At 73.2% G+C, this 19,179-nt stretch carries 20 protein-coding genes and 1 pseudogene; 4 read left to right on the forward strand and 17 right to left on the reverse strand.

What is annotated here, in order from left to right:
- Positions 1–12: 12 nt before the first annotated feature.
- A complete protein-coding gene (locus C1I92_RS09705; RefSeq protein ID WP_111254462.1) occupies positions 13–219 on the forward strand; it encodes a dodecin family protein in 207 nt (68 codons plus the stop codon).
- Positions 220–417: 198 nt separating this feature from the next.
- Here the strand turns inward: C1I92_RS09705 and C1I92_RS09710 are convergent, their stop codons facing one another.
- The 13 genes and pseudogenes from C1I92_RS09710 to ffh all read right to left on the reverse strand — a co-directional run bounded on the left by C1I92_RS09710 (position 418) and on the right by ffh (position 10,080).
- Positions 418–726 carry a DUF2469 domain-containing protein gene (locus C1I92_RS09710; RefSeq protein WP_069113938.1) on the reverse strand — a complete coding sequence of 103 codons (309 nt, stop codon included), beginning with the start codon at positions 724–726 and terminating at the stop codon, positions 418–420.
- Positions 723–1,412, reverse strand: a complete 690-nt coding sequence (locus tag C1I92_RS09715; RefSeq protein ID WP_111254463.1) for a ribonuclease HII — start codon at positions 1,410–1,412, stop codon at positions 723–725. The genes C1I92_RS09710 and C1I92_RS09715 overlap by 4 nt, the downstream gene beginning before the upstream one ends.
- Positions 1,413–1,418: 6 nt before the next feature.
- Positions 1,419–2,159, reverse strand: coding sequence for a signal peptidase I (lepB, locus tag C1I92_RS09720; protein WP_158564061.1), 741 nt, complete (start codon positions 2,157–2,159; stop codon positions 1,419–1,421).
- A 139-nt stretch (positions 2,160–2,298) separates the two neighbouring features.
- Entirely contained in the window at positions 2,299–2,652 is a 354-nt protein-coding gene (gene rplS / locus C1I92_RS09725; protein WP_046772397.1) for a 50S ribosomal protein L19, read from the reverse strand.
- A gap of 127 nt (positions 2,653–2,779) precedes the next feature.
- A complete protein-coding gene (trmD, locus tag C1I92_RS09730; protein ID WP_111254465.1) occupies positions 2,780–3,562 on the reverse strand; it encodes a tRNA (guanosine(37)-N1)-methyltransferase TrmD in 783 nt (260 codons plus the stop codon).
- Positions 3,563–3,570: 8 nt separating this feature from the next.
- Complete coding sequence (gene rimM / locus C1I92_RS09735) at positions 3,571–4,080, reverse strand: ribosome maturation factor RimM (RefSeq protein WP_111254466.1); 510 nt, start codon at positions 4,078–4,080, stop codon at positions 3,571–3,573.
- A 7-nt stretch (positions 4,081–4,087) separates the two neighbouring features.
- Positions 4,088–4,327 (reverse strand): RNA-binding protein, encoded by a 240-nt coding sequence (locus C1I92_RS09740; protein WP_111254467.1) that lies wholly within the window; start codon positions 4,325–4,327, stop codon positions 4,088–4,090.
- Positions 4,328–4,443: 116 nt separating this feature from the next.
- Positions 4,444–4,989 (reverse strand): annotated as a pseudogene (gene rpsP / locus C1I92_RS09745) (30S ribosomal protein S16); the annotation flags it as partial.
- A 165-nt stretch (positions 4,990–5,154) separates the two neighbouring features.
- Positions 5,155–6,375: an MFS transporter gene (locus C1I92_RS09750; RefSeq protein WP_111254469.1), complete on the reverse strand. Its 1,221-nt coding sequence runs from the start codon at positions 6,373–6,375 to the stop codon at positions 5,155–5,157.
- A 4-nt stretch (positions 6,376–6,379) separates the two neighbouring features.
- On the reverse strand, positions 6,380–6,580 hold the full coding sequence (locus C1I92_RS33720; protein ID WP_111254470.1) for a hypothetical protein: 201 nt from the start codon (positions 6,578–6,580) through the stop codon (positions 6,380–6,382).
- 17 nt (positions 6,581–6,597) lie between these two features.
- Positions 6,598–7,188: a winged helix-turn-helix domain-containing protein gene (locus C1I92_RS34355; protein WP_111254471.1), complete on the reverse strand. Its 591-nt coding sequence runs from the start codon at positions 7,186–7,188 to the stop codon at positions 6,598–6,600.
- A gap of 199 nt (positions 7,189–7,387) precedes the next feature.
- Positions 7,388–8,473, reverse strand: a complete 1,086-nt coding sequence (locus C1I92_RS09765; RefSeq protein WP_111254472.1) for an amidohydrolase family protein — start codon at positions 8,471–8,473, stop codon at positions 7,388–7,390.
- Positions 8,470–10,080 carry a signal recognition particle protein gene (ffh, locus tag C1I92_RS09770; protein WP_111254473.1) on the reverse strand — a complete coding sequence of 537 codons (1,611 nt, stop codon included), beginning with the start codon at positions 10,078–10,080 and terminating at the stop codon, positions 8,470–8,472. Before ffh ends, C1I92_RS09765 begins: the two co-directional genes overlap by 4 nt.
- Before the next feature lie 92 nt (positions 10,081–10,172).
- Between ffh and C1I92_RS09775 the strand changes: the two genes are divergently transcribed.
- On the forward strand, positions 10,173–10,790 hold the full coding sequence (locus C1I92_RS09775) for a GNAT family N-acetyltransferase (protein WP_111254474.1): 618 nt from the start codon (positions 10,173–10,175) through the stop codon (positions 10,788–10,790).
- A complete protein-coding gene (locus tag C1I92_RS09780) occupies positions 10,774–11,658 on the forward strand; it encodes an alpha/beta hydrolase (RefSeq protein WP_111254475.1) in 885 nt (294 codons plus the stop codon). The genes C1I92_RS09775 and C1I92_RS09780 overlap by 17 nt, the downstream gene beginning before the upstream one ends.
- Here C1I92_RS09780 and C1I92_RS09785 read toward each other — a convergent pair.
- Genes C1I92_RS09785 through C1I92_RS09795 form a run of 3 tightly spaced genes read right to left on the reverse strand, consistent with a single transcriptional unit; the run spans position 11,639 to position 14,345 of the window.
- Positions 11,639–12,520 (reverse strand): aminoglycoside phosphotransferase family protein, encoded by an 882-nt coding sequence (locus C1I92_RS09785; RefSeq protein WP_158564062.1) that lies wholly within the window; start codon positions 12,518–12,520, stop codon positions 11,639–11,641. The two genes, C1I92_RS09780 and C1I92_RS09785, sit on opposite strands and share 20 nt — an antisense overlap.
- Before the next feature lie 53 nt (positions 12,521–12,573).
- Positions 12,574–13,410 carry an ABC transporter permease gene (locus C1I92_RS09790; protein ID WP_111254525.1) on the reverse strand — a complete coding sequence of 279 codons (837 nt, stop codon included), beginning with the start codon at positions 13,408–13,410 and terminating at the stop codon, positions 12,574–12,576.
- Between the two features lie 5 nt (positions 13,411–13,415).
- Positions 13,416–14,345 (reverse strand): ABC transporter ATP-binding protein, encoded by a 930-nt coding sequence (locus tag C1I92_RS09795; protein WP_111254477.1) that lies wholly within the window; start codon positions 14,343–14,345, stop codon positions 13,416–13,418.
- A gap of 162 nt (positions 14,346–14,507) precedes the next feature.
- On the opposite strand from C1I92_RS09795, the gene C1I92_RS09800 reads away from it, so the two are divergent.
- Entirely contained in the window at positions 14,508–14,768 is a 261-nt protein-coding gene (locus tag C1I92_RS09800; protein WP_111254478.1) for a hypothetical protein, read from the forward strand.
- A gap of 43 nt (positions 14,769–14,811) precedes the next feature.
- Here the strand turns inward: C1I92_RS09800 and C1I92_RS35245 are convergent, their stop codons facing one another.
- Positions 14,812–19,089: a S8 family serine peptidase gene (locus C1I92_RS35245; protein WP_158564063.1), complete on the reverse strand. Its 4,278-nt coding sequence runs from the start codon at positions 19,087–19,089 to the stop codon at positions 14,812–14,814.
- Between the last annotated feature and the right edge of the window lie 90 nt (positions 19,090–19,179).

Here is a 19,179-nt window from a genome sequence, read left to right on the forward strand (position 1 = left end):
GGGGATCCGATCATGGGCTCTGTCGCACGCATCACGAACATCAGCGCGCGGTCCGAGACGAGCTTCGACGACGCCGTCCGCGTGGGCATCGCGCGGGCCAACCAGACACTGCGCAACGTCTCCGGAGCCTGGGTCAAGGACCAGAAGGTGGAGATCAGCGACGGGCAGATCGTCGCCTACCAGGTGGCGATGGAGGTCACGTTCGTCCTGGACGACTGACCGCCGGAGCGCGCGAGCAAGCCCCGGGTTCACGGGTGGGCCGCCGCCGGCGGTGGCGGCCCACGCTCGCCCGGACGCGGGCCGGACCAGGCGTCGGCCGTGGCGGCCCACACTCGCCCCGGGACACGCCTGGGATCGCGACCACGGCGCGTGCGTGCTGGCCGGCCGTGGTCGCCGGCCCGGCGGCGGAGCGCTCCGTCAGCTCTTGGGGATCTCCAGATCGCTCTTCGCGAGCTCCTCCACGTTCACGTCCTTGAACGTGACGACCTTGACGTTCTTGACGAAGCGCGCCGGGCGGTACATGTCCCACACCCAGGCGTCGCTCATCGTCACCTCGAAGTAGACGTCGCCGCCCTCGCCGCGGACCTGGAAGTCGACGTTGTTCGTGAGGTAGAAGCGCCGCTCGGTCTCCACCACGTACGAGAACAGGCCGACCACGTCGCGGTACTCGCGGTACAGCGAGAGCTCCATCTCGGTCTCGTACTTCTCGAGATCCTCAGCACTCATAGGTCGGGTTCCCCTTTCCAGCCTTCGTCTCCAAGGGATACCACGCGCGCGACGTTGGCGTAGGAACGTCGGTGAACAGGGCTCGGACCGTAGGCGGTCAGCGCCTGCTGGTGCTCGTCGGTCACGTAGCCCTTGTGCGCGTCGAACCCGTAGTAGGGCCATTGTTCGTGCAGCTCACACATGATGCGGTCGCGGGTCACCTTGGCGATGACCGACGCCGCGGCGATGCAGGCGGCTACCTGATCACCCTTCCACATCGCCAGGCCCGGGACCCCCAGCCCGGTCACCGGGAAGCCGTCGGTGAGCACATACGACGGCGCCGGGTCGAGGCGGGCGAGGGCGCGGCGCATGGCGATGATGTTGCTGCGGTGCAACCCGACGCGGTCGACCTCGTCGGGCGGGACGATGATGACCGACCAGGCGACGGCGCGGGCGATGACCTGGTCGTAGGCGCGTTCGCGGGCGGCCGGCGTCAGCAGCTTGGAGTCGGCCAGGCCGGGCACCTCGCCGCGCTTCCCCGGCGCCAGGACGGCGGCTCCGACGACGAGCGGGCCGGCGCAGGCGCCCCGGCCGGCCTCGTCGGCGCCCGCGACAGGCGCGAAGCCGGACCGGGCCAGTGTCCGCTCATAGGCATAGAGTCCGGCGTCACGCCGGACCAGGATGTGTCGCCGGGCGAGTGTGGACATGGCCGATCAGGGTTCGGGGACGTCGTCGAACGCGCCGTCGCTGCTGATGCCGCCCCAGCGCGACAACGGCCAGGCGACGGCGAAGGCCCGCCCCACGACGAGATCCTCGGAGAACGTCCCGTGGATGCGCGAGTCGCCGGAGTTGGAGCGGTGGTCGCCCATGACGAACAGCTCGCCGTCGGGGACGGTCCGCTCGAACTCGTTCAGCGACGGCGAGTCGCCCGGATAGAGATACGCGGACTCGTCGATCGGCTCGCCGTTGACGGTGATGCGGCCCGCGTCGTCGCAGCAGGCCACCGTGTCGCCGCCGACGCCGATGACGCGCTTGATCAGGTGCTCCTCCGCGTCGTCGGGCAGCACGCCGACGAACTCGAAGACGTCCTTGATCGCGCCGCCGACGCCGGAGCCGCCGGACGGGGCCTGGTCGCCGAGCCAGCGATCGGGGTCCTCGAAGACCACGACGTCGCCGCGGTGGATGTCACCGAACTGCAAGCTGATCTTCGACACGAGCACGCGGTCGCCGACGAGCAGGGTGTCCTCCATCGACCCGGACGGGATGAGGAAGGCCTGCACGAGGAAGATCCGCACGATCGTTGCGATCAGCAGGGAGAGCGCCACCACGATGGCGGTCTCCTTGAAGAAGGCGGCAAGCCCGTTCCGCGAGCCGCCCTTGGCCGGCGTCTCGGTGTCGTCGCCACCGCGACGCGGGCTCCCGTCGCCTTCCCGAGGCACGCTCTCCTCGGTCACGGCATCTCCCTGGGGTTTCCCGGGCGAGCCCGGCGAAGAGTCGAACGCTTCGGGTGGCACGTGAGCAACAATACGTGCCTCGGGCACGCTACCCGGTGGCGGTGCCGTGCCGTGCCACCGGGTTTCCCTCGAGGGAGCGTCAGGCCGTCTCGCGCTTCTCGCGGATCTTGGCGGCCTTGCCGCGCAGGTTGCGCAGGTAGTACAGCTTCGCCCGGCGGACGTCGCCGCGGGTGACCAGCTCGATCTTCTCGATGACCGGGGTGTGCACCGGGAACGTGCGCTCGACGCCGACGCCGAAGCTCACCTTGCGGACGGTGAACGTCTCGCGGATGCCCGAACCCTGGCGGCGGATGACGACGCCCTGGAAGACCTGGATACGGGACCGGTTGCCCTCGACGACGCGGACGTGAACCTTGAGGTTGTCGCCGGCGCGGAAGGCGGGGATGTCGTCGCGCAGCTGCGCGGAGTCGACGGAGTCGAGCAGGTGCATGATCGGGTTCGCTCTCTCGCGGGCGCCACAGGTCGCCAACGGATTCAGGTGCTGTCAGGGTCGGCGGGCCCGGATATTCGCGTCGGCGCTCCCCCTGTGGCAGGGGCGTCGCGAGCCGGGCACCAGCAGGTCAGTCTGCCACAGACGGCGGCGGAACCGGAAACCCGGCCTCGTCGAGCACCTCGCGGTCGCGCGCGTCCAGCGCGGACGGATCCAGCCGGGCGACGAGGTCCGGCCGGCGCTCGGCCGTACGGCGCAGCGCCTGGTCGCGCCGCCACCGCGCGACGTTGCCGTGGTGGCCCGACAGCAGCACCTCGGGCACGTCCAGCCCGCGCCACGTCGGCGGCTTGGTGTAGACGGGGTATTCGAGCAGGCCGTCGGCGCCGTGCGACTCCTCGACCAGCGACTCCGGGTTCCCGACGACGCCGGGCAGCAGCCGGGCGACCGCCTCGACGACGACCAGCGCGGCGACCTCGCCGCCGTTGAGCACGTAGTCGCCCAGCGACAGCTCGGTGACGGGCATCCGGGTCGCGGCGTCCTCGACCAGCCGCGCGTCGATGCCCTCGTACCGGCCGCAGGCGAACACCAGCCACGGCTCGCCGGCCAGCTCGTGCGCGACGTCCTGGGTGAACGGCCGGCCCGACGGCGTCGGCACCAGCAGCCGCGGGAGGCTGCCGTCGGCGCCGGACCCGACGACGTCATCCAGCGCCGCGCCCCACACGTCGGGCTTCATCACCATGCCGGCGCCGCCGCCGTACGGCGTGTCGTCTACGGTGCGGTGGCGGTCGGTGGCCCAGTCGCGCAGGTCGTGGACGCGCAGGTCCAGGACGCCGGCCTCGCGGGCTTTCCCGACCAGGGAAAGATCGAGCGGCGTCAGGTAGTCCGGGAAGATCGTGACGACATCGATCCGCATGAGAACGATCAGTCCTCGAAGAGTCCGGGTGGTGGGTCGACGACCAGCCGCGATCCGGCGACGTCGACCTCCGGCACGATCTCGCTGACGAACGGGACCAGCGCCTCGCCGCCGCCCGTGCGGCCGACGGTGAGCAGGTCCTGGCCCGGCGCGTGGATGACCTCGCGGACGACGCCGAGCTCGGCGCCGTCGACCCCGACGACGGTCAACCCGACCAGCTGGTGGTCGAAGAACTCGTCGGGGTCGCCGGTGGTCTCGTCGTCGCCGATCTCGGCCAGCAGCAGCGTGCCGCGCAGGCCCTCGGCGACGGTGCGGTCTGCGACGCCCTCGAACGCGACCAAAAGCCGGCCGCTGTGCCAGCGGACGTCGCGCACGGTCAGCGGCCCGCGCCGGGCCGGGTCGGTGACCAGCACCGTCCCGGCCGCGAACCGCTCGTCCGGCGTGTCGGTGCGGACCTCGACGCTGACCTCGCCGCGGACCCCGTGCGCGCGCCCGATGCGCCCGACGGTGACGATCACGCCGTCGTCAGCGCCCGTCGACGTCGACGAAGTCGATGCGTACACCGCCGTCGTCCGCCAGCGCCGAGACGACCGTCCGGAACGACGTGGCCGTGCGGCCGCCGCGGCCGATGACCTTGCCGAGGTCGTCGGGGTGCACCCGGACCTCCAGCAGGCGGCCGCGGCGGAGCTGACGCGTGCGCACGCTGACGTCGTCGGGGTGGTCGACCACCCCGGCGACCAGGTGCTCCAGCGCCTCGGCCAGCATCAGGACTCGTCCGTGCTCGCCTCGGCGGCCGGCGCGTCGTCGGCCTTCGCCTCGGCGGGGGCCTCGTCGGCCTTGGCCTCGGCCTTCTTCTCAGCCTTCTTCTCGGCCTTCGGCGCCTCGGCCTTGGTCTCCTCGGCCTTGGTCTCCTCGGCCTTGGTCTCCTCGGCCGGAGCCTTGGCCGGAGCCTCGACGGTCTCGGCGGGAGCCGCGGCCTTCGCCTCGTCCGCCTTCGCGTCGGCCTTGGCCTCGGCGTCCTTCTTCGGGGTGGACTTCTTGGCCGGCCTCTTCTTCGGCGTGGTGGCGTCGGACTTCGGCTCGCCGTGCACCTCGGCCAGCGCGGCGTCGAACGCGGCGCGCTTCTCGGGCTTCGGCTCGGCGACCCTCAGCGTGCCCTCGGCGCCCGGAAGGCCCTTGTGCTTCTGCCAGTCACCCGTGACCTTGAGGATCGCCAGCACCGGCTCGGTCGGCTGCGCGCCGACGCCCAGCCAGTACTGCGCGCGCTCGGAGTCGACCCGGATCAGGCTCGGCTCGGTCTTCGGGTTGTACAGGCCGATCTCCTCGATGGCCCGGCCGTCGCGCTTGGTGCGCGAGTCGGCCACGACGATGCGGTAGTGCGGCGCGCGGATCTTGCCCATCCGCTTCAGCTTGATCTTGACAGCCACTGGGGTGGAGTCTCCTTGGAATGTTCACGCACGGGTGAGCCGTCGTCACCTGAGTGGGGCACCGATGACGACGATTCGATGGATCCGGTGTTCGAGGGTGAGAGGGCCGCACGACCGCCGGTTCAGCAGGTCATTGTGCCAGATCCGGGCGCGCGGACCCAACTCCTACCCGACCAGGCCGGCCGGTTCCTCCGTCGCGACGGCGTCCGGCGCGGCAATGCGGCGGGCCAGCAGGATGATCGCGCAGGTCAGGATCGTGACGGCCATGACGGCGACGAGCACACGGTAGTCGACGACGGCGATCAGCGCGGCGCCGGTCGCGGTGCCGGCCACCTGCGGCCCGTTGAGCGCCATGTTCGTCGCGGCCGACGTGCGTCCCTGCAGGCGCGCCGGGGTGAGCCGCTGCCGCAGCGTCACCATGCCGACGACCGCCCAGACGACGCCCAGTCCCAGGACGGCCGCACCGGCGCTCACGACGAGGGGCGACGGGGTCAGCGCGACGCCCAGCCCGGCGGCGATGAGGACCAGTCCGACGCCGACGGTGGCCCGCTCCCCCAGGCGCCGGATCAGCACCGCCGCCGTCAGCCCGCCGGCGATCGAGCCGCCGCCCTGGATGCTGGCGATGACCCCGAAGAACTCGCTGGGCAGGCTCAGCCCTTCGACGATGGCGAACGTCGCCGAGTTGGCGAAGCCGGTGATCGCCACGGCGATGCCGAGCAGCAGCGTCAGGTCGGCCAGCGCGGGCGTGGCGCGCAGGTGCCGGAACCCCGCCGTCAGCTCGCGCCTGAACCCCTCGCGCTCGTCGGCGGGCGTCGGCGGGCTCTCCTCGACGCGGACGGTCAGCAGCACCAGCGCGGCGATGACCAGCATGGACGCCGTCAGCACCGCGACCGCGCCGCCGCCGTAGAGCGCGTAGAGGCCGGCGCCGGCCAGCGGGGTGAGCAGCCGCAGGCCCTGGTCGAGCGTCGTGAGCAGCCCGTTCGCGCCGGCCAGCTGGTCGTCGTCGAGCAGGTCGCGCAGCAGCCCGGACTGTGCCGCGCTGGTCACGTAGCCGACCCAGCCGTAGCCGAACGTGACCAGGTAGATCAGCCACAGGTCGGCGGCGTCGTCGACGGCGAGCAGCGCCAGCACCCCGGCCGCCGCGACCAGGTTGACGACGGCGACCAGCCGCTTGCGCGAGACCCGGTCGGCCAGCTGACCGGCCAGCGGCGCGAGGAACACCGGCAGCCCGAGCATCAGGAAGACCAGCCCGGCGGCGGCGTTGCTGCCGGTGAGGTCCTTGGTCCAGATCGCGACGGTGAGGTAGAGCGCGCTGTCGCCGAAGTTGCTGAACGTCCAAGCGACCGTGAGCCGGCGGAACTGCCGGTGCGCCAGCGCCGACGGCATCGGCTCAGGCGGCGCGGATCAGCGGGTTGACGACGGTCCGGCGGTCCCTGGCACGGCGCTCGAGCATGGTCGCGAGCCGGGCGGAGCGGTCCGCCCAGCGGCGTAACCGCCGGGAGCGGACGAGCGCCCGGCGGGCGCGGTACTCGGCGGCGGACGTGCGGCGCTCGGCGTGCGGGTCGGCGTGGACGCTGGGGTCGATGAACATGGCGGTCTCCCTGCTGCTCAGTGATGGGCGTCGATGTCGGGGTCGGGGCTCAGGGCGCCGAGGAAGTGGACGACGCGGGCGCCGTCGGGCCGCGCCTCGGGGTTGTCGCGGCGCTCGGCGAACCGCTCGAAGAGCTCGGTCTGGAACTCGGCCAGCCGCTCGATCGACTCGGTCAGCTCCTCGCGCGTCATCCAGTAGGCGGACGTGTTGATCACCATGGACTGGAGCCAGTCGGGCCCGAGCTCCGCGACCCGGGCGAGCGTGCGCCGCAGCCGGTCGGCCTCGCGCTCGACGATGATCCGCGCGAACGCCGACGCCTCCCGCACCGACTCCGGGTTCTCGACGTCGGGCCCGATGGTGCGGCTGCGGCTGGCCAGCCGCCACGGCTTCTCCCGCCCGCGCGGCTCCCCCGGCTCGACGTAGCCGTACTTGGCCAGCATGCGCAGATGGAACGAGCAGCTGGCGACGCTCTCACCGGTGCGCTCGGCGCACTCGGTGGCGGTCAGCTCCGGTTCGAGACCGAGCAGGTCCATGAGCTGCAGGCGCAACGGGTGCGCCAGCGCCCGCATCGACTGCGGGTCGGTGATCTTCTGCTCCTCGCTGGCCATGAACCTAAAGCTACCTTGCTAAAGAAGCCTTTAGCAAGACTTCTTGCGCAGTAGGAGTTGATCATGGCGAAACCGGGCTTCCCTGGCTCAGGAAGCCGGATTTCTCCATGATCAACTTTGCGCCGGGCAGCGGCAGGCCTGGCGGCGGAGCGGCAGTGACGAGGCGGGGCGGGCGGCGGTGAGCCCGGCCGGCCGGGCGTCAGCGGACGACGCGGCCGTTCAGGACGATGCGCACGGGGTCGAGGAGCGTCGACGGGTCCACTCGGGGGTCGGCGGCGTACACGCACAGATCCGCGACGGCGCCCTCGTCCAGCCGCCCACTGCCACCCAGCAGGTACGACCGCGCCTTCCACGACGCCGCCGCAACGGCATCGGCAGCAGGGATCCCGGCGGCGACGAACTCCAGGACCTCGCGGGCGATCAGCCCATGCGGCAGCTGCCCGCCCGCGTCGGTCCCGGCGAACACCGGCACACCGGCGTCGAACGCGTCGCGCACGTTCTGGTAGCGCCGCGCGTGCAGCGACCGCATGTGCGACGCGTACCCCGGGAACCTCCCCGCCCCCTGATCGGCGAACTTCGGGAAGTTGGCGATGTTCACCAGCGTCGGCACCAGCGACACGCCGCGCGACGCCATCAGCGACAGGAGGTCCGGCGACAGCCCCGTCCCGTGCTCGATGCCGTCGATCCCGGCGCCGAGCAGGTCCGGCAGCGCGTCCTCACCGAAGACGTGCGCCGTCACCCGCGCCCCCAGCTCGTGCGCCCGCGCGATCGCGGCGTCCAGCGCCCACCGCGGCCAGCACGGCGACAGGTCGCCCTTCTCCCGGTCGATCCAGTCGCCGACCAGCTTGACCCAGCCGTCGCCGCGGCGGGCCTCCTGCTCGACGTAGGCGACGAGGTCCTCGGGCTCGATCTCCCAGCCGAAGTTGCGCAGGTAGCGCTTGGTGCGGGCCAGGTGCCGACCGGCGCGCACGATCTTCGGAAGATCGGAACGTGTGTCGATCCAGCGGGTGTCGGCGGGCGAGCCGGCGTCGCGGATGAGCAGGACGCCGGTGTCGCGGTCGGTCAGCGCCTGCTGCTCGGCGACGTCGTCGGGGACGGCCCCGCCGGCGTCGAGACCGACGTGGCAGTGCAGGTCGACCAGGCCGGGCAGGATCCAGCCGGTCCCGACATCGGCCGCGCCGGGGACCGGGTCGTAGGTGACGACGCCGTCCCGCACCCACACGTCGCGGTGCTCTGCCTCGGGCAGCACGACGCCGCGCAGGTGCAAGGCGGACGAGAGCGTCACCGCCGCTTGAGGAACTGCGCGATGTCGTCGGGCAGCTCGAAGTTGCCGTCGCCCTCTGCCGCGTCGCCGCCGAACGCGGACGGCAGCTGACCGGGCTGCGGCTCGGCGGTGCGCTTCTCGTCGGCGGCCGCGAGCTGTGCCGCGCGCTTGGCCGGGTTGCCCGAGCGGGCGCCGCGCTTGCCCTTCTTGCCCTGCTTCGGCTGCTTGCCCTTGCTCTTCTTGCCCCCCATGCCGGGCAACCCGGGGATGCCGCCGGCCATGCCGGGCATGCCCGGCATCCCGGCGAGGCCGCCGAGCTTGCCCCGCGCGGCCTGGCTCATCATCTCGCGGGCCATGAAGAACCGCTCGACGAGCTGGTTGACCTCGCTGACCTGGCGCCCGGAGCCCTTCGCGATGCGGGCCCGGCGCGAGCCGTTGAGGATCTTCGGGTTGTCGCGCTCGGCCGGGGTCATCGAGTGGACGATGGCCTGGACGCGATCCAGCTCGCGCTCGTCGAACGACTCCAGCGCCTCGCGCATCTGGCCGGCGCCGGGCAACATGCCGAGCAGGCTCTTGAACGAGCCCATCTTCTTGATCGCCTGCATCTGCTGCAGGAAGTCGTCGAAGGTGAAGTCCTTGCCGCCCTTGGCCTGCAGCTTGCGGGCCATCTCCTCGGCCTGGTCGGCGTCGAACGCCCGCTGCGCCTGCTCGATGAGCGTGAGCATGTCGCCGAGGTCGAGGATGCGCGAGGCCATCCGCTCGGGGTGGAACACGTCGAAGTCGGTGAGCTTCTCGCCGGCCGACGCGAACATCACCGGCTTGCCCGTCACCGACGCGACGGAGAGGGCGGCGCCACCGCGGGCGTCGCCGTCGAGCTTGGTGAGCACGACGCCGTCGAAGCCGACGCCGTCCTGGAAGGCCAGCGCGGTGGTGACGGCGTCCTGGCCGATCATGGCGTCGACGACGAACAGCGTCTCGTCCGGGCTGACGGCGTCGCGGATGTCCGCGGCCTGCTTCATCAGCTCCTCGTCGACGCCCAGCCGGCCGGCGGTGTCGACGACGACGACGTCATAGAGCTTGCTGGTGGCGTGCTCGATGCTGGACCGCGCGACGGAGACCGGGTCGCCCACGCCGTTGCCCGGCTCCGGCGCCCACACCGCGACCCCGGCCCGCTCGCCGACCACCTGCAGCTGGGTGACCGCGTTGGGCCGCTGCAGGTCGGCGGCGACGAGCAGCGGCTGCTTGCCCTGCTCCTTCAGCCAGAGCGCGAGCTTGCCCGCCAGCGTGGTCTTACCCGCACCCTGCAGACCCGCGAGCATGATGACCGTCGGCGGCTGCTTGGCGAAGCGCAACCGGCGCGTCTCGCCGCCCAGGATCCGGACCAGCTCGTCGTTGACGATCGTGATCATCTGCTGGGCCGGGTTGAGCGCCTGCGAGACCTCCTCGCCCTTGGCGCGCTCGCGGACCGCCGCGATGAAGTCCTTGACGACCGGCAGCGCGACGTCGGCCTCCAGCAGCGCGACGCGGATCTCGCGGGCGGTGGCGTCGATGTCGGCGTCGGAGAGCTTGCCCTTGCCGCGCAGGTTCTTGAAGGTCGCGGTCAGGCGGTCGGAGAGCGTGGCGAACACGTCGCTGGAGTCCTCGGGATCGTCGGCGAAATGCGGGTCCTTCGCAAGGGTAACGCGCTGGCGTTGCCGGTGGCATGCGCCAGACTGCCGGTATGAGGGCCGATGTCGCCGCGGACGTGCGGATCCACCCGGCCACGCCGCAGCGCTGGGACGACCTGCGGGTCCTGCTCGCGCCGCGCAGCGAGGGCGGCGAGGCATGCTGGTGCCTGGCCTGGCGGCTGCCGTCGGGCGAGTTCGGCCGGCTCCCGGGGGCGGACCGCGAGGACCGGCTGCACGAGCTGGTCGCCGCCGACCCGCCGCCCGGCCTGATCGCCTACGTCGACGGCGAACCGGCCGGCTGGTGCAACGTCGGGCCGCGGTCGGCGATGGGGCGGCTGGTGCGCTCGACGACGATCCACCCGGTGGACGACCTCCCGGTCTGGTCGGTGGTCTGCTTCGTGGTGCGGACGGGCTACCGGCGACGCGGGCTGGCCGAGGAGCTGCTGCACGCGGCGGCGGACTTCGCGGCGGCGCACGGCGCGCCGGCGCTGGAGGGCTACCCGATCGAGACCGGCGGCGCCCGCGTCAGCACGTCGCTGGCCTACGTCGGGACGTCCGGGATGTTCGAGCGGGCCGGGTTCACCCGGGTCGCCGATACCGACGCGACCAGCGGCCGGCGGCCGCGCTGCGTCATGCGGCGGGAACTGGGCGGCGATGCGGCGCAGGCGTGATCCGCGCGAGGTGCTGACCCGGGCCGCTCCCCCGCCGCGGCTGACGGTCGCGTACGGCCCGCTGCCCGATCAGGTCGCGGACGTCTGGCTGCCCGCGGGACCCGGGCGCGGATTCGACGGGGCGAGGCACGAGTTCCGCGGGGGTGCTCCCGACGTCAGCCCGGGCGTGCCGCTCGCCGTCATCGTCCACGGCGGCTTCTGGCGGGCCGAGTACGACCGGCGGCACACGCGGCCCCAGTGCGCCGGGCTCGCGGCGGCCGGGTACGCCGTCGCCGCGATCGAGTACCGGCGCATCGGCGCGGGCGGCGGCTGGCCGGCGACGTTCGACGACGTCGCGCTGGCGCTGGACACCGTGCCGGCGCTGGTCGCGAGTGCCGTCGCCGAGCGGTACGGGCAGATCGTCGACACCGCCCGCGTCGTCCACGTCGGGCACTCCGCCGGCGCCCACCTGGCCGTCTGGGCGGCGTCGCGGCACCGGCTTCGGCCGGGCTCCCGCTGGCACGTCGCCGACGGGACGGCGAGGCCGACCGGCGTCGTCTCGCTCGCCGGCGTGCTCGACCTCGCGGCGGCCGCCCGGCTGGACCTCGACCACAGCGCGGCGCTGGAGCTCCTCGGCGGCGATCCGGACATCCGGGCTCGCCGCTACGCCGTCACCGATCCGATGCGACTCATCCCGCCGGCCAGCCCAGTCGTCCTGCTGCACGGCGCCGACGACCGGCACGTCCCGCCCAGCTTCAGCCGCCGCTACGCCGCCGCGACCGGCGCGCCGCTCACCGAGCTGCGCAGGGTCGAGCACTTCGCGCTCATCGACCCCAAGTCTCGAGCCTGGCCGGCCGTCCTCGACGCCGTCACGACCGCGCTAGCGTGACCGCCACGTCGTACAGCTCGGTCCAGTCCGGGCACCCCTGCACGCAGCGCGCGAACATCCACTGCCGCAGCCGGGCCGGCTCCAGGTCCAGCAACGACGCCATCCGGTCCGACAGCCCGGCCGGGTCGGTCAGCAAACGGTCCATGTTCAGCATGTGCTGGGTCGCGTCGTAGGTGCGATCGCCGACGTACGGCTTCGGGTCGATGACCAGCCACGGCTCGCGCCGGGCCGCGACGACGTTCTCCGGATGCAGGTCGGTGCAGAGCACGACCTCGTCGGCGGTGGTGCGGGGCAGCTCGCGGTACAGCGCGATGCCCTCGCGCAGCAGCCCGCGGTCCCAGCCCGCCGGCGCCGACGAGAGCTTCGCGTCGAACTCGGCCGCCCACGCGTCGCACATCGAGGCCAGCGTCCGGAACGGATGACCGTCGGGTGGACGGCGCCAGAGCCGGCGCAGCAGCCCGGCCAGCACGACGTCCTGCTCGAGCGGCGGCAGCGCCCTGGCCAGCAACGTTCCCGGCTCGGCCCGCTCCAGCAGCAGCGCGCTCGTGTCGTCGAACGTCGCGTCGTCGAACACCCGCACGGCGCCGTCGCCGGCCCAGAACCGCAGCCCGTCGGCCTCGTGCTCGGCCTCGGAGTGCCGGAAGCCGACCTTCAGCACGACGGCGTCACCGGCGGCGGTCGTCGCCGGCGCGACCCACGAGCACTGCCCGCCCGGCTCGTACGCCGTGCCCACGGTCAATCCCCACCGCGCCACCAGCGCCGGCACGACCGACGGCAGCGTCGCCGCCCACGCCGTCAGCCGTGGCTCCTGACCGCCGGCGGCGAACTCCGAGAGCTTCGCGGGCAGACGGAAGGCGGTCACGCCGGTATTGAAACCGACGCGACCGCCGCCCCGCACCCGGGTTTCAGGTGCGCCTACGCGTCCCGCTTGGAGAACAGCCAGCCCGCGATCAGCAACAGCAGCGCCGCCTCGCCGGCGAACACGCCGATCCCGGTCCACGGCCCGAGCAGGTCGGGGTTGAACGACTCGACGGTCGCCATCGTCGTGCCGGCGTTGCCCGGCATCAGCTTCGTCAGCCACTCGCCGGCCGCGCCGGGGATGAGGCCGACCAGGTTGCCGACGACGAAGATCAGCGCGATGCCGACGGTGACGGCGCCGGCGGTGTGCCGCATCAGCAGGCCCAGACCCAGGCCGAACAGGCCCAGCACGGCGAGGTAGAGGCCGCCGCCGGCCATCGTCCGCAGCACGTCGGGGTCGGACAGCGACAGCCCGATCCCCTCGCGGTCGAGGAAGAAGTTGCCGGCCAGGATCGCGGCCGTCGACGTGATGGCGCCCAGGACCAGCAGCAGGCCGGCGAGCACCGTCGCCTTGGCGGCCAGCACCGACCAGCGGCGTGGCGCCGCGGCGAGCGTCGTGCGGATCATGCCGCTGGAGTACTCGGCGCTCGCGACCAGGATGCCGAGCACGAGCGCGGCGATCTGGCCGAACATCAGGCCCCAGGTGGCGAACGCGCCGATCGGTTCGTCGGCGGCATCCTGGGACAGCTCGCCGGCGGCGGCGAAGCAGATCAGCGCCGTCAGGCCGACGCTGAGGACGAACAGTGAGGTGAGCGTCCAGACGGTGGAGCGGACGGTGCGGATCTTCGTCCACTCGGCGTCGAGGATGCGGCCGAAGGTGAGCCGGGGCCGGCCGACGTCGGCGCGGTGGGCCGGCGGCGAGGCGGGGGCGGTCAGGGTGGAGGAAGTGCTCATGGCGGTCACACTCCGGCGGGGATGGGCTGTTCGGTACGGGCGTGGTACTCGACGCTGTCGGCGGTGAGGCGCATGAACGCGTCCTCGAGCGACGCGCTGACGACGCTCAGCTCGTGCAGGTAGAGGCCGCGGGAGCCGGCGACGTCGCCGATCTGCTCCGGCGTCGCGCCCTCGACGGTGAGCGCGCCGTCGTCGGCCCGGCCCAGCCGCCAGCCGCGGTCGCGCAGCGCCTCGGCCAGCACGCCGGACTGCGGCGAGCGGACGCGGACGTGCGCGGCGGAGTTGCGGGCGATGAAGTCGGCCATGTCGGTGTCGGCGATGATCTGGCCGCGCCCGATCACCAGCAGGTGGTCCGCGGTCAGCGCCATCTCCGACATCAGGTGGCTGGACACGAACACCGTCCGGCCCTCGGCGGCCAGCGACCGGATGAGGGTCCGGATCCACCGGATGCCCTCGGGGTCGAGGCCGTTGACCGGCTCGTCGAACAGCAGCACGCCGGGGTCGCCGAGCAGCGCGGCGGCGATGCCGAGCCGCTGGCCCATGCCGAGGGAGAACCCGCCGGACCGCTTGTGCGCGACGGCCTCCAGCCCGACCATGCCGATCACCTCGTTGACGCGGCGGCGCGGGATGCCGTTGGTCTTGGCCAGCCACAGCAGGTGGTTGTAGGCGGTGCGGCCGCCGTGGATCGCCTTGGCCTCCAGCAGCGCGCCGACCTCGTGCAGCGGCGCGGGGAGGTCGCGGTAGGCACGGCCGTTGACGGTGACCCGGCCACCGGACGGGTGGTCCAGGCCCATCACCATGCGCATCGTCGTGGACTTCCCGGCGCCGTTCGGGCCGAGGAACCCGGTGACGGAGCCGGGCCGGACCGTGAAGTCGATCGCGTCGACCGCCGTCGTGTCTCCGTAGCGTTTCGTCAGCCGTTCCGCTGTGATCATGGGCGCCACGCTACGGGGGTCACGGACGGAGAAACAGCAGTTCAAGGGTGGTTTCAGGGCCGACTCAGGGACATCTCGGGGTCACCCCTGACCGGGCCGCTCAGGGGGATGCCGGCCGAGGTACGCATCCCAGCCGAGGCCGCGAATGTTTGGATGTCCTCCATGGACAGCGATCCCGATTCCGTCGGCGACGAGCGCGTCCCGGTCGCCCAGGTGCTCAGCGGGCTGGAGCTGCACCCGCTCGCGCCGGGCGAGACGGCCATCGAGGCGTTCGTGCTGATCAAGGTGCTCGACGCGGACGGGCGACCGGCGTGGTCGTACCGCACGACCAACCGGCTCAACCGCGAGGAGCTGCTCGGCGCGCTGATGGTGCAGGCCGACGTGCTGCGCAAGGAGCTGCGCGACGAGTGGGACGACGGCTGACGGCGTCGCGGCGCCGTCGCCGTCGTCCCACCCGCGCTCGCGGTTACCGGATCCGGACCCGGTGCACGCCACCGTTCTCGGTGCCGGCGTAGAGCCAGCGGCCGTCCGGGCTGATCTCCAGCGAGACGACCGACAGGTTCTGCAGCCCGCCGGACACGTTCACCCAGGTGCGCCCGCCGTCGGTGCTGCGCAGCACCCCGCGACCGCCCTTGACCAGGCCGTTCGCGGTGAACGAGCCGGTCGCGGCGTACCAGGTGTCCGGGTCCGACGGCGACACCAGCAGCTCGCCGACCCGCATCGCGAGCCCGCCGGTGTCCGCGTCGCGCCAGGTCGCGCCGTCGTCCTCGCTGACCCGGATCGTCCCGCCGGCCGCGATCACCCGGCCGCCGCCGACCTCGACCGTGACGACCTCGCCGTCGGCGACCTTCTCGGCGGTGATGCCGAAGTCGTCGCTGCGGAACAGGCCGTCCGGGCCGGCCAGCCAGAGCCGGTCCGGGTGCTCCGGATCGGTGGCGACGTCGGTGATCAACTGGTCGTGGAAGCGCTTACGCCAGGTCTCGCCGCCGTCCTCGGTGACGTAGAGGCCGGCGCCGCCGAGGCTCCAGAACGCGACCGCGACCCGGTCGGAGTCGTCCTCGCCGACGACGAGGTCCAGCGGCACCTCGTTGGTGCGGCCGCGCAGCTCCCACTCCCGGCCGCCGTCGGTGCTGCGGTACACCCAGAACTCCGACAGCGCGTCCTTGCGGATCTTCCACACCGTCGACGGGTCCCGCGGGTCGGCGGCGAGCTGGCCGATCCGGGTGCCGACGTAGGCCTCCCAGCCCGACAGCCCCCACTCGGCGCCGCCCTCGGGCAGCTTCGGCCGGGTCGGCAGGTCGGTCGCGTAGACGTCGGCGTCGGTGCCGGCCAGCAGCCGCGGCCGGCCGTCGGCGCCGTCGGCGATCTCCAGGTCGTAGACGGTGCCGCCCTGGACGCCGATGCGCCGCGGGTCCGACCCGTCGTCGTCGGCCTGGAACAGCCCGGCGCCCGGCGACGACCACAGCAGACCGCCGGCCCACGCCACGGCGTCGTCCTCGACGGCGCCCTCGATCGGCTCGGGCAGCACGGCCCAGGTCGCGCCGCCGTCGCGGCTGACGTGCTGGACGTCGCGGTAGGTCGTCACCATCATGACGTCGCCGCTGAGGGTGATGTCGAGCGCGCCGCCGTCGGGCACCGGGTACAGCTCGGCCCAGCTGCCGCCGCCGTCGCGCGAGCCGACGACGACGTCGTCGATCAGCGCGGCGACGACGGTGTCGTCGGCGGCGAGGCCCTCGACGTAGCCCTCGGTCACCTCGTGGACGGTCGCGGTGCCGGTCGGGTCGCCGGACATGATGCCGCGGACCGCCCAGATCGCGTCGTAGCCGGACAGGTACAGGTCGTCGCCGCTGACGGCGGCGCCGGTGAGCTGCGCGCCGGCCTGGTTCGGGTAGCCGTCCCAGCTCTCGCCGCCGTCGCGGCTGACCAGCAGCGTGTCCGGCCGCACCGCGACGAGGACGTTCGTCCCCGGGTCGCTGAGCAGCGCGATCGTGTGCGCGTCGGGGACGTCGAGCTGCCGCCAGGTCTCGCCGCCGTCGTCGGTGCGCAGGATCCGGCCCAGGTAGGTGTTGTCGAGGATGATCCCCCAGTCCAGGCCGGTCGCCGAGTTGACGGCGTACCACATGGTGTCCGGGTCGTCGGCGGAGATGATCAGGTTGTCGTTCCCGCTGCCGGCCGGGACCGGCAGCCGGTTGTGCTGCCGCCAGGTCGCGCCGGCGTCGTCGGTGGTCCAGGGGCCGCCCTTCGCGTACTGGGTGACGGCGGCGGCGTCCGGGTCCGCGGGGGTCGTGCTGATCGGGCCGCCGGCCATGTTCGGGCCGATCGGCTGCCACGACGCCGGGTTGCCCGAGTCGCTCGGAACCGGGGTGACCTCGAACGACGCGGTCCCGGCCAGCCGCGTCCCCTGGTCGGTCCCCGCGGTGACGGCGACCGCGTAGGCGCCGACCCGCGACCCGGTGAGCTCGGCCCGGTACCAGGAGTCGTACTCGTGCTCCGCGGTGACGGTGACCGGACGGCCGCGCGGCGGCGTGACCGTCACCGTCGGGGCTGCGGCCAGCGGCGCCGGGCTCCAGATGTAGGCCGCCGTCGTCCCGTCGCTGGGGTCCGGCGACGTCTGGACGACCAGGTGGCGGACGGCGAGCAAGTACGGGACGCGGACGGTCGCGCCGTCGCCGGTGGTCGCGACGACCCAGCCGGCGAGGTCGGCGTCCTGGTCGGGCGTGTCCGCGGCGACGGCGACCGTCACCGTCAGCTCGCCGCCGGCCGGGATCGTCGCCTGGTGCGGCGTGACGGTGGCGGTGCCGGGGCTGCCCGGCGCGCTGTGCGCCGCGAGGGTGACGGTGACGTCGGCGGCGCCGGGGTTGCGCAGCGTCGTCGTGCCGGTGCCGCCGACCGTCGGTCCGGAGAGGTCGGCCAGGCCGAGCGACACCGACGTCGGCGCGGCGATCAGGGGGCTGTCCGCGGCGGCCGCGACGTCCACCCGGCCGGCGCCTGACGTCGTCGGGCCGGTCCCCTCGACCGCGACCGCGGAGCCGGTCAGCCGCCCGGTGACGTCGTCGGCGGACTCCTCCGGACGGAGCTGGCGCAGCAGCGCCGCCGCGCCCGCCACGTGCGGCGCGGCCATGCTGGTGCCGGAGATCCGGTAGACGCCGGGCGCCCAGAACTCCAGCGGCCAGGTGGAGCGGATCTCCACGCCGGGCGCGACGACGTCGGGCTCCAGGTCGAAGTCCGGCGCCGGGCCGCGCGAGCTGAACGAGGCGATCCGGTCGGTGACGTCCTCGCCGGAGATCTCGACGTGCACGGGGCCGGCGGCGAGGTCGCGACGCAGCTGGTCCCACTCCAGCTCCAGCAGCCCCATGACGACGATCCGCTCCATTCGGAAGCTGTCGCCGGGGTTGGTGTCGAGCGGCGTCAGCGGGACGTCGACGACGCCGGGCTCGGCGGCGTTCTCCGCAGCTGCGGGATCGGAGAACACCACCGGGCCGCCGCCGCCCAGCGGGTAGGCGAGCATCGCCAGCGCGCCGCGCTCCTCGGCCAGCCGGGCCTGCTCGATCAGGTACGGCGCGACGTCGGCGAGGTTGCCCGGCAGGTTCTGCTGGTAGGCGACGACCTTGCCGGTGACGTCGCCGACCCGGTCGTAGTCGGCCTCCGTGCCCTCGCCGACGTCGACCAGCTCGCCGGTGACGGGCGTCGTCGGCGCCGGGGCGGAGAACGGCGCACGGAACGTGTCCAGCGGCTCGTCCCGCGGCGCCGTCACCCGGGCCGACGGGAGCGCCAGGCCGCTGGCGGACGCGCCGACCGACAGCACCCCGTCGGCCAGCGCGGGGCTGCCGATGGTCTGCTCGCCGGGGCCGGAGTTGCCGGCCGCCGCGACGACCACGACGCCGGCCTCGGTCGCGGCGGTCGCGGCCAGGCCGAGCGGGTCGGTGCCGTCGCCGGGCCCGCCGAGGCTGAGGTTGACGACGTCGGCGCGGTACGGGTTCGCCGGGTCGACCGCCGCCTCGAGCCCCGCGATGATGTCGGACTCGTAGCCCGCGCCCCAGCCGTCGAGCACCTTGTACGCGGTGATCAGCGCGCCCGGCGCGACACCGGTGACGGCGGCCCGGCCCTCGCCCGTCCCGGCGACGATGCCGGCGACGTGGGTGCCGTGGCCGTTGTCGTCCATCGGGTCCGCGTCGCCGTTGACGAAGTCGTGCCCGGCGACGACCTTGTGCCCGTCGCCGAACCCGCCGCCCAGCGAGGGGTTCGTGTAGTCGACGCCGGTGTCGATGACGGCGACGATCGTGCCGGTGCCGTCGGCGTCCGTGCCGCCGGGGTCGGGCCGGTCCCACACCTCGGGCGCGCCGATGAGCGGCACGCTGACGTCGGTGGCGGCGCGGACCCGCTGGTCCGGGACCACGTCGGCGACACCGGGCAGCTCCTTCAGCTGCTCGACGTCTGCGGTGTCGACGGTGAGCGCGACGGCGTGGACCAGCCCGGTGAACTCGTGCTCGACCTCGGCCTCGATGCCCGCGTCGCCGGCGGCGGCGAGCATGGCGTCCTGGGCGCGGACTGCGGCGCGCCGCGCGGTGGGGTCGTCCTGCTGCGCGGCCAGCTCGGCGGGGCCGGGTGCGGCCATGAGCACGATGACGCGGGCCTGCTCGCCCGGTTCGGCGGCCGCCTCGGCGATCAGCGGGGTCAGGCCCGCGGCGGCGAGGGCGACGGCCAGGGCGGCGCCGGATCCGGCGCGGAGTCGTCGAGCAATCATCATGCTCCCGAGGTCAGACCGTGGCCAGGGGGTCGCCACGGTTTCCGACATTCGTAGTGGTTGTGACTTTGTGTATCAATGGGTGTGGCT

The sequence above is a fragment of the Jiangella anatolica genome (assembly GCF_003236295.1).
Classification (GTDB): domain Bacteria; phylum Actinomycetota; class Actinomycetes; order Jiangellales; family Jiangellaceae; genus Jiangella; species Jiangella anatolica.

Excerpts from the sequence above, each read along its gene's own strand:
- C1I92_RS09790 (WP_111254525.1), bottom strand. The coding sequence starts at position 13,410 with ATGAGCACTTCCTCCACCCTGACCGCCCCCGCCTCGCCGCCGGCCCAC.
- C1I92_RS33720 (WP_111254470.1), bottom strand. The coding sequence starts at position 6,580 with ATGTTCATCGACCCCAGCGTCCACGCCGACCCGCACGCCGAGCGCCGC.
- C1I92_RS09750 (WP_111254469.1), bottom strand. The coding sequence starts at position 6,375 with ATGCCGTCGGCGCTGGCGCACCGGCAGTTCCGCCGGCTCACGGTCGCT.
- C1I92_RS09780 (WP_111254475.1), top strand. The coding sequence starts at position 10,774 with ATGCGGCGCAGGCGTGATCCGCGCGAGGTGCTGACCCGGGCCGCTCCC.
- C1I92_RS09710 (WP_069113938.1), bottom strand. The coding sequence starts at position 726 with ATGAGTGCTGAGGATCTCGAGAAGTACGAGACCGAGATGGAGCTCTCG.
- C1I92_RS09775 (WP_111254474.1), top strand. The coding sequence starts at position 10,173 with ATGAGGGCCGATGTCGCCGCGGACGTGCGGATCCACCCGGCCACGCCG.
- trmD (WP_111254465.1), bottom strand. The coding sequence starts at position 3,562 with ATGCGGATCGATGTCGTCACGATCTTCCCGGACTACCTGACGCCGCTC.
- C1I92_RS09800 (WP_111254478.1), top strand. The coding sequence starts at position 14,508 with ATGGACAGCGATCCCGATTCCGTCGGCGACGAGCGCGTCCCGGTCGCC.
- C1I92_RS34355 (WP_111254471.1), bottom strand. The coding sequence starts at position 7,188 with ATGGCCAGCGAGGAGCAGAAGATCACCGACCCGCAGTCGATGCGGGCG.
- C1I92_RS09715 (WP_111254463.1), bottom strand. The coding sequence starts at position 1,412 with ATGTCCACACTCGCCCGGCGACACATCCTGGTCCGGCGTGACGCCGGA.
- C1I92_RS09740 (WP_111254467.1), bottom strand. The coding sequence starts at position 4,327 with ATGCTGGCCGAGGCGCTGGAGCACCTGGTCGCCGGGGTGGTCGACCAC.
- C1I92_RS09705 (WP_111254462.1), top strand. The coding sequence starts at position 13 with ATGGGCTCTGTCGCACGCATCACGAACATCAGCGCGCGGTCCGAGACG.
- C1I92_RS35245 (WP_158564063.1), bottom strand. The coding sequence starts at position 19,089 with ATGATTGCTCGACGACTCCGCGCCGGATCCGGCGCCGCCCTGGCCGTC.
- C1I92_RS09795 (WP_111254477.1), bottom strand. The coding sequence starts at position 14,345 with ATGATCACAGCGGAACGGCTGACGAAACGCTACGGAGACACGACGGCG.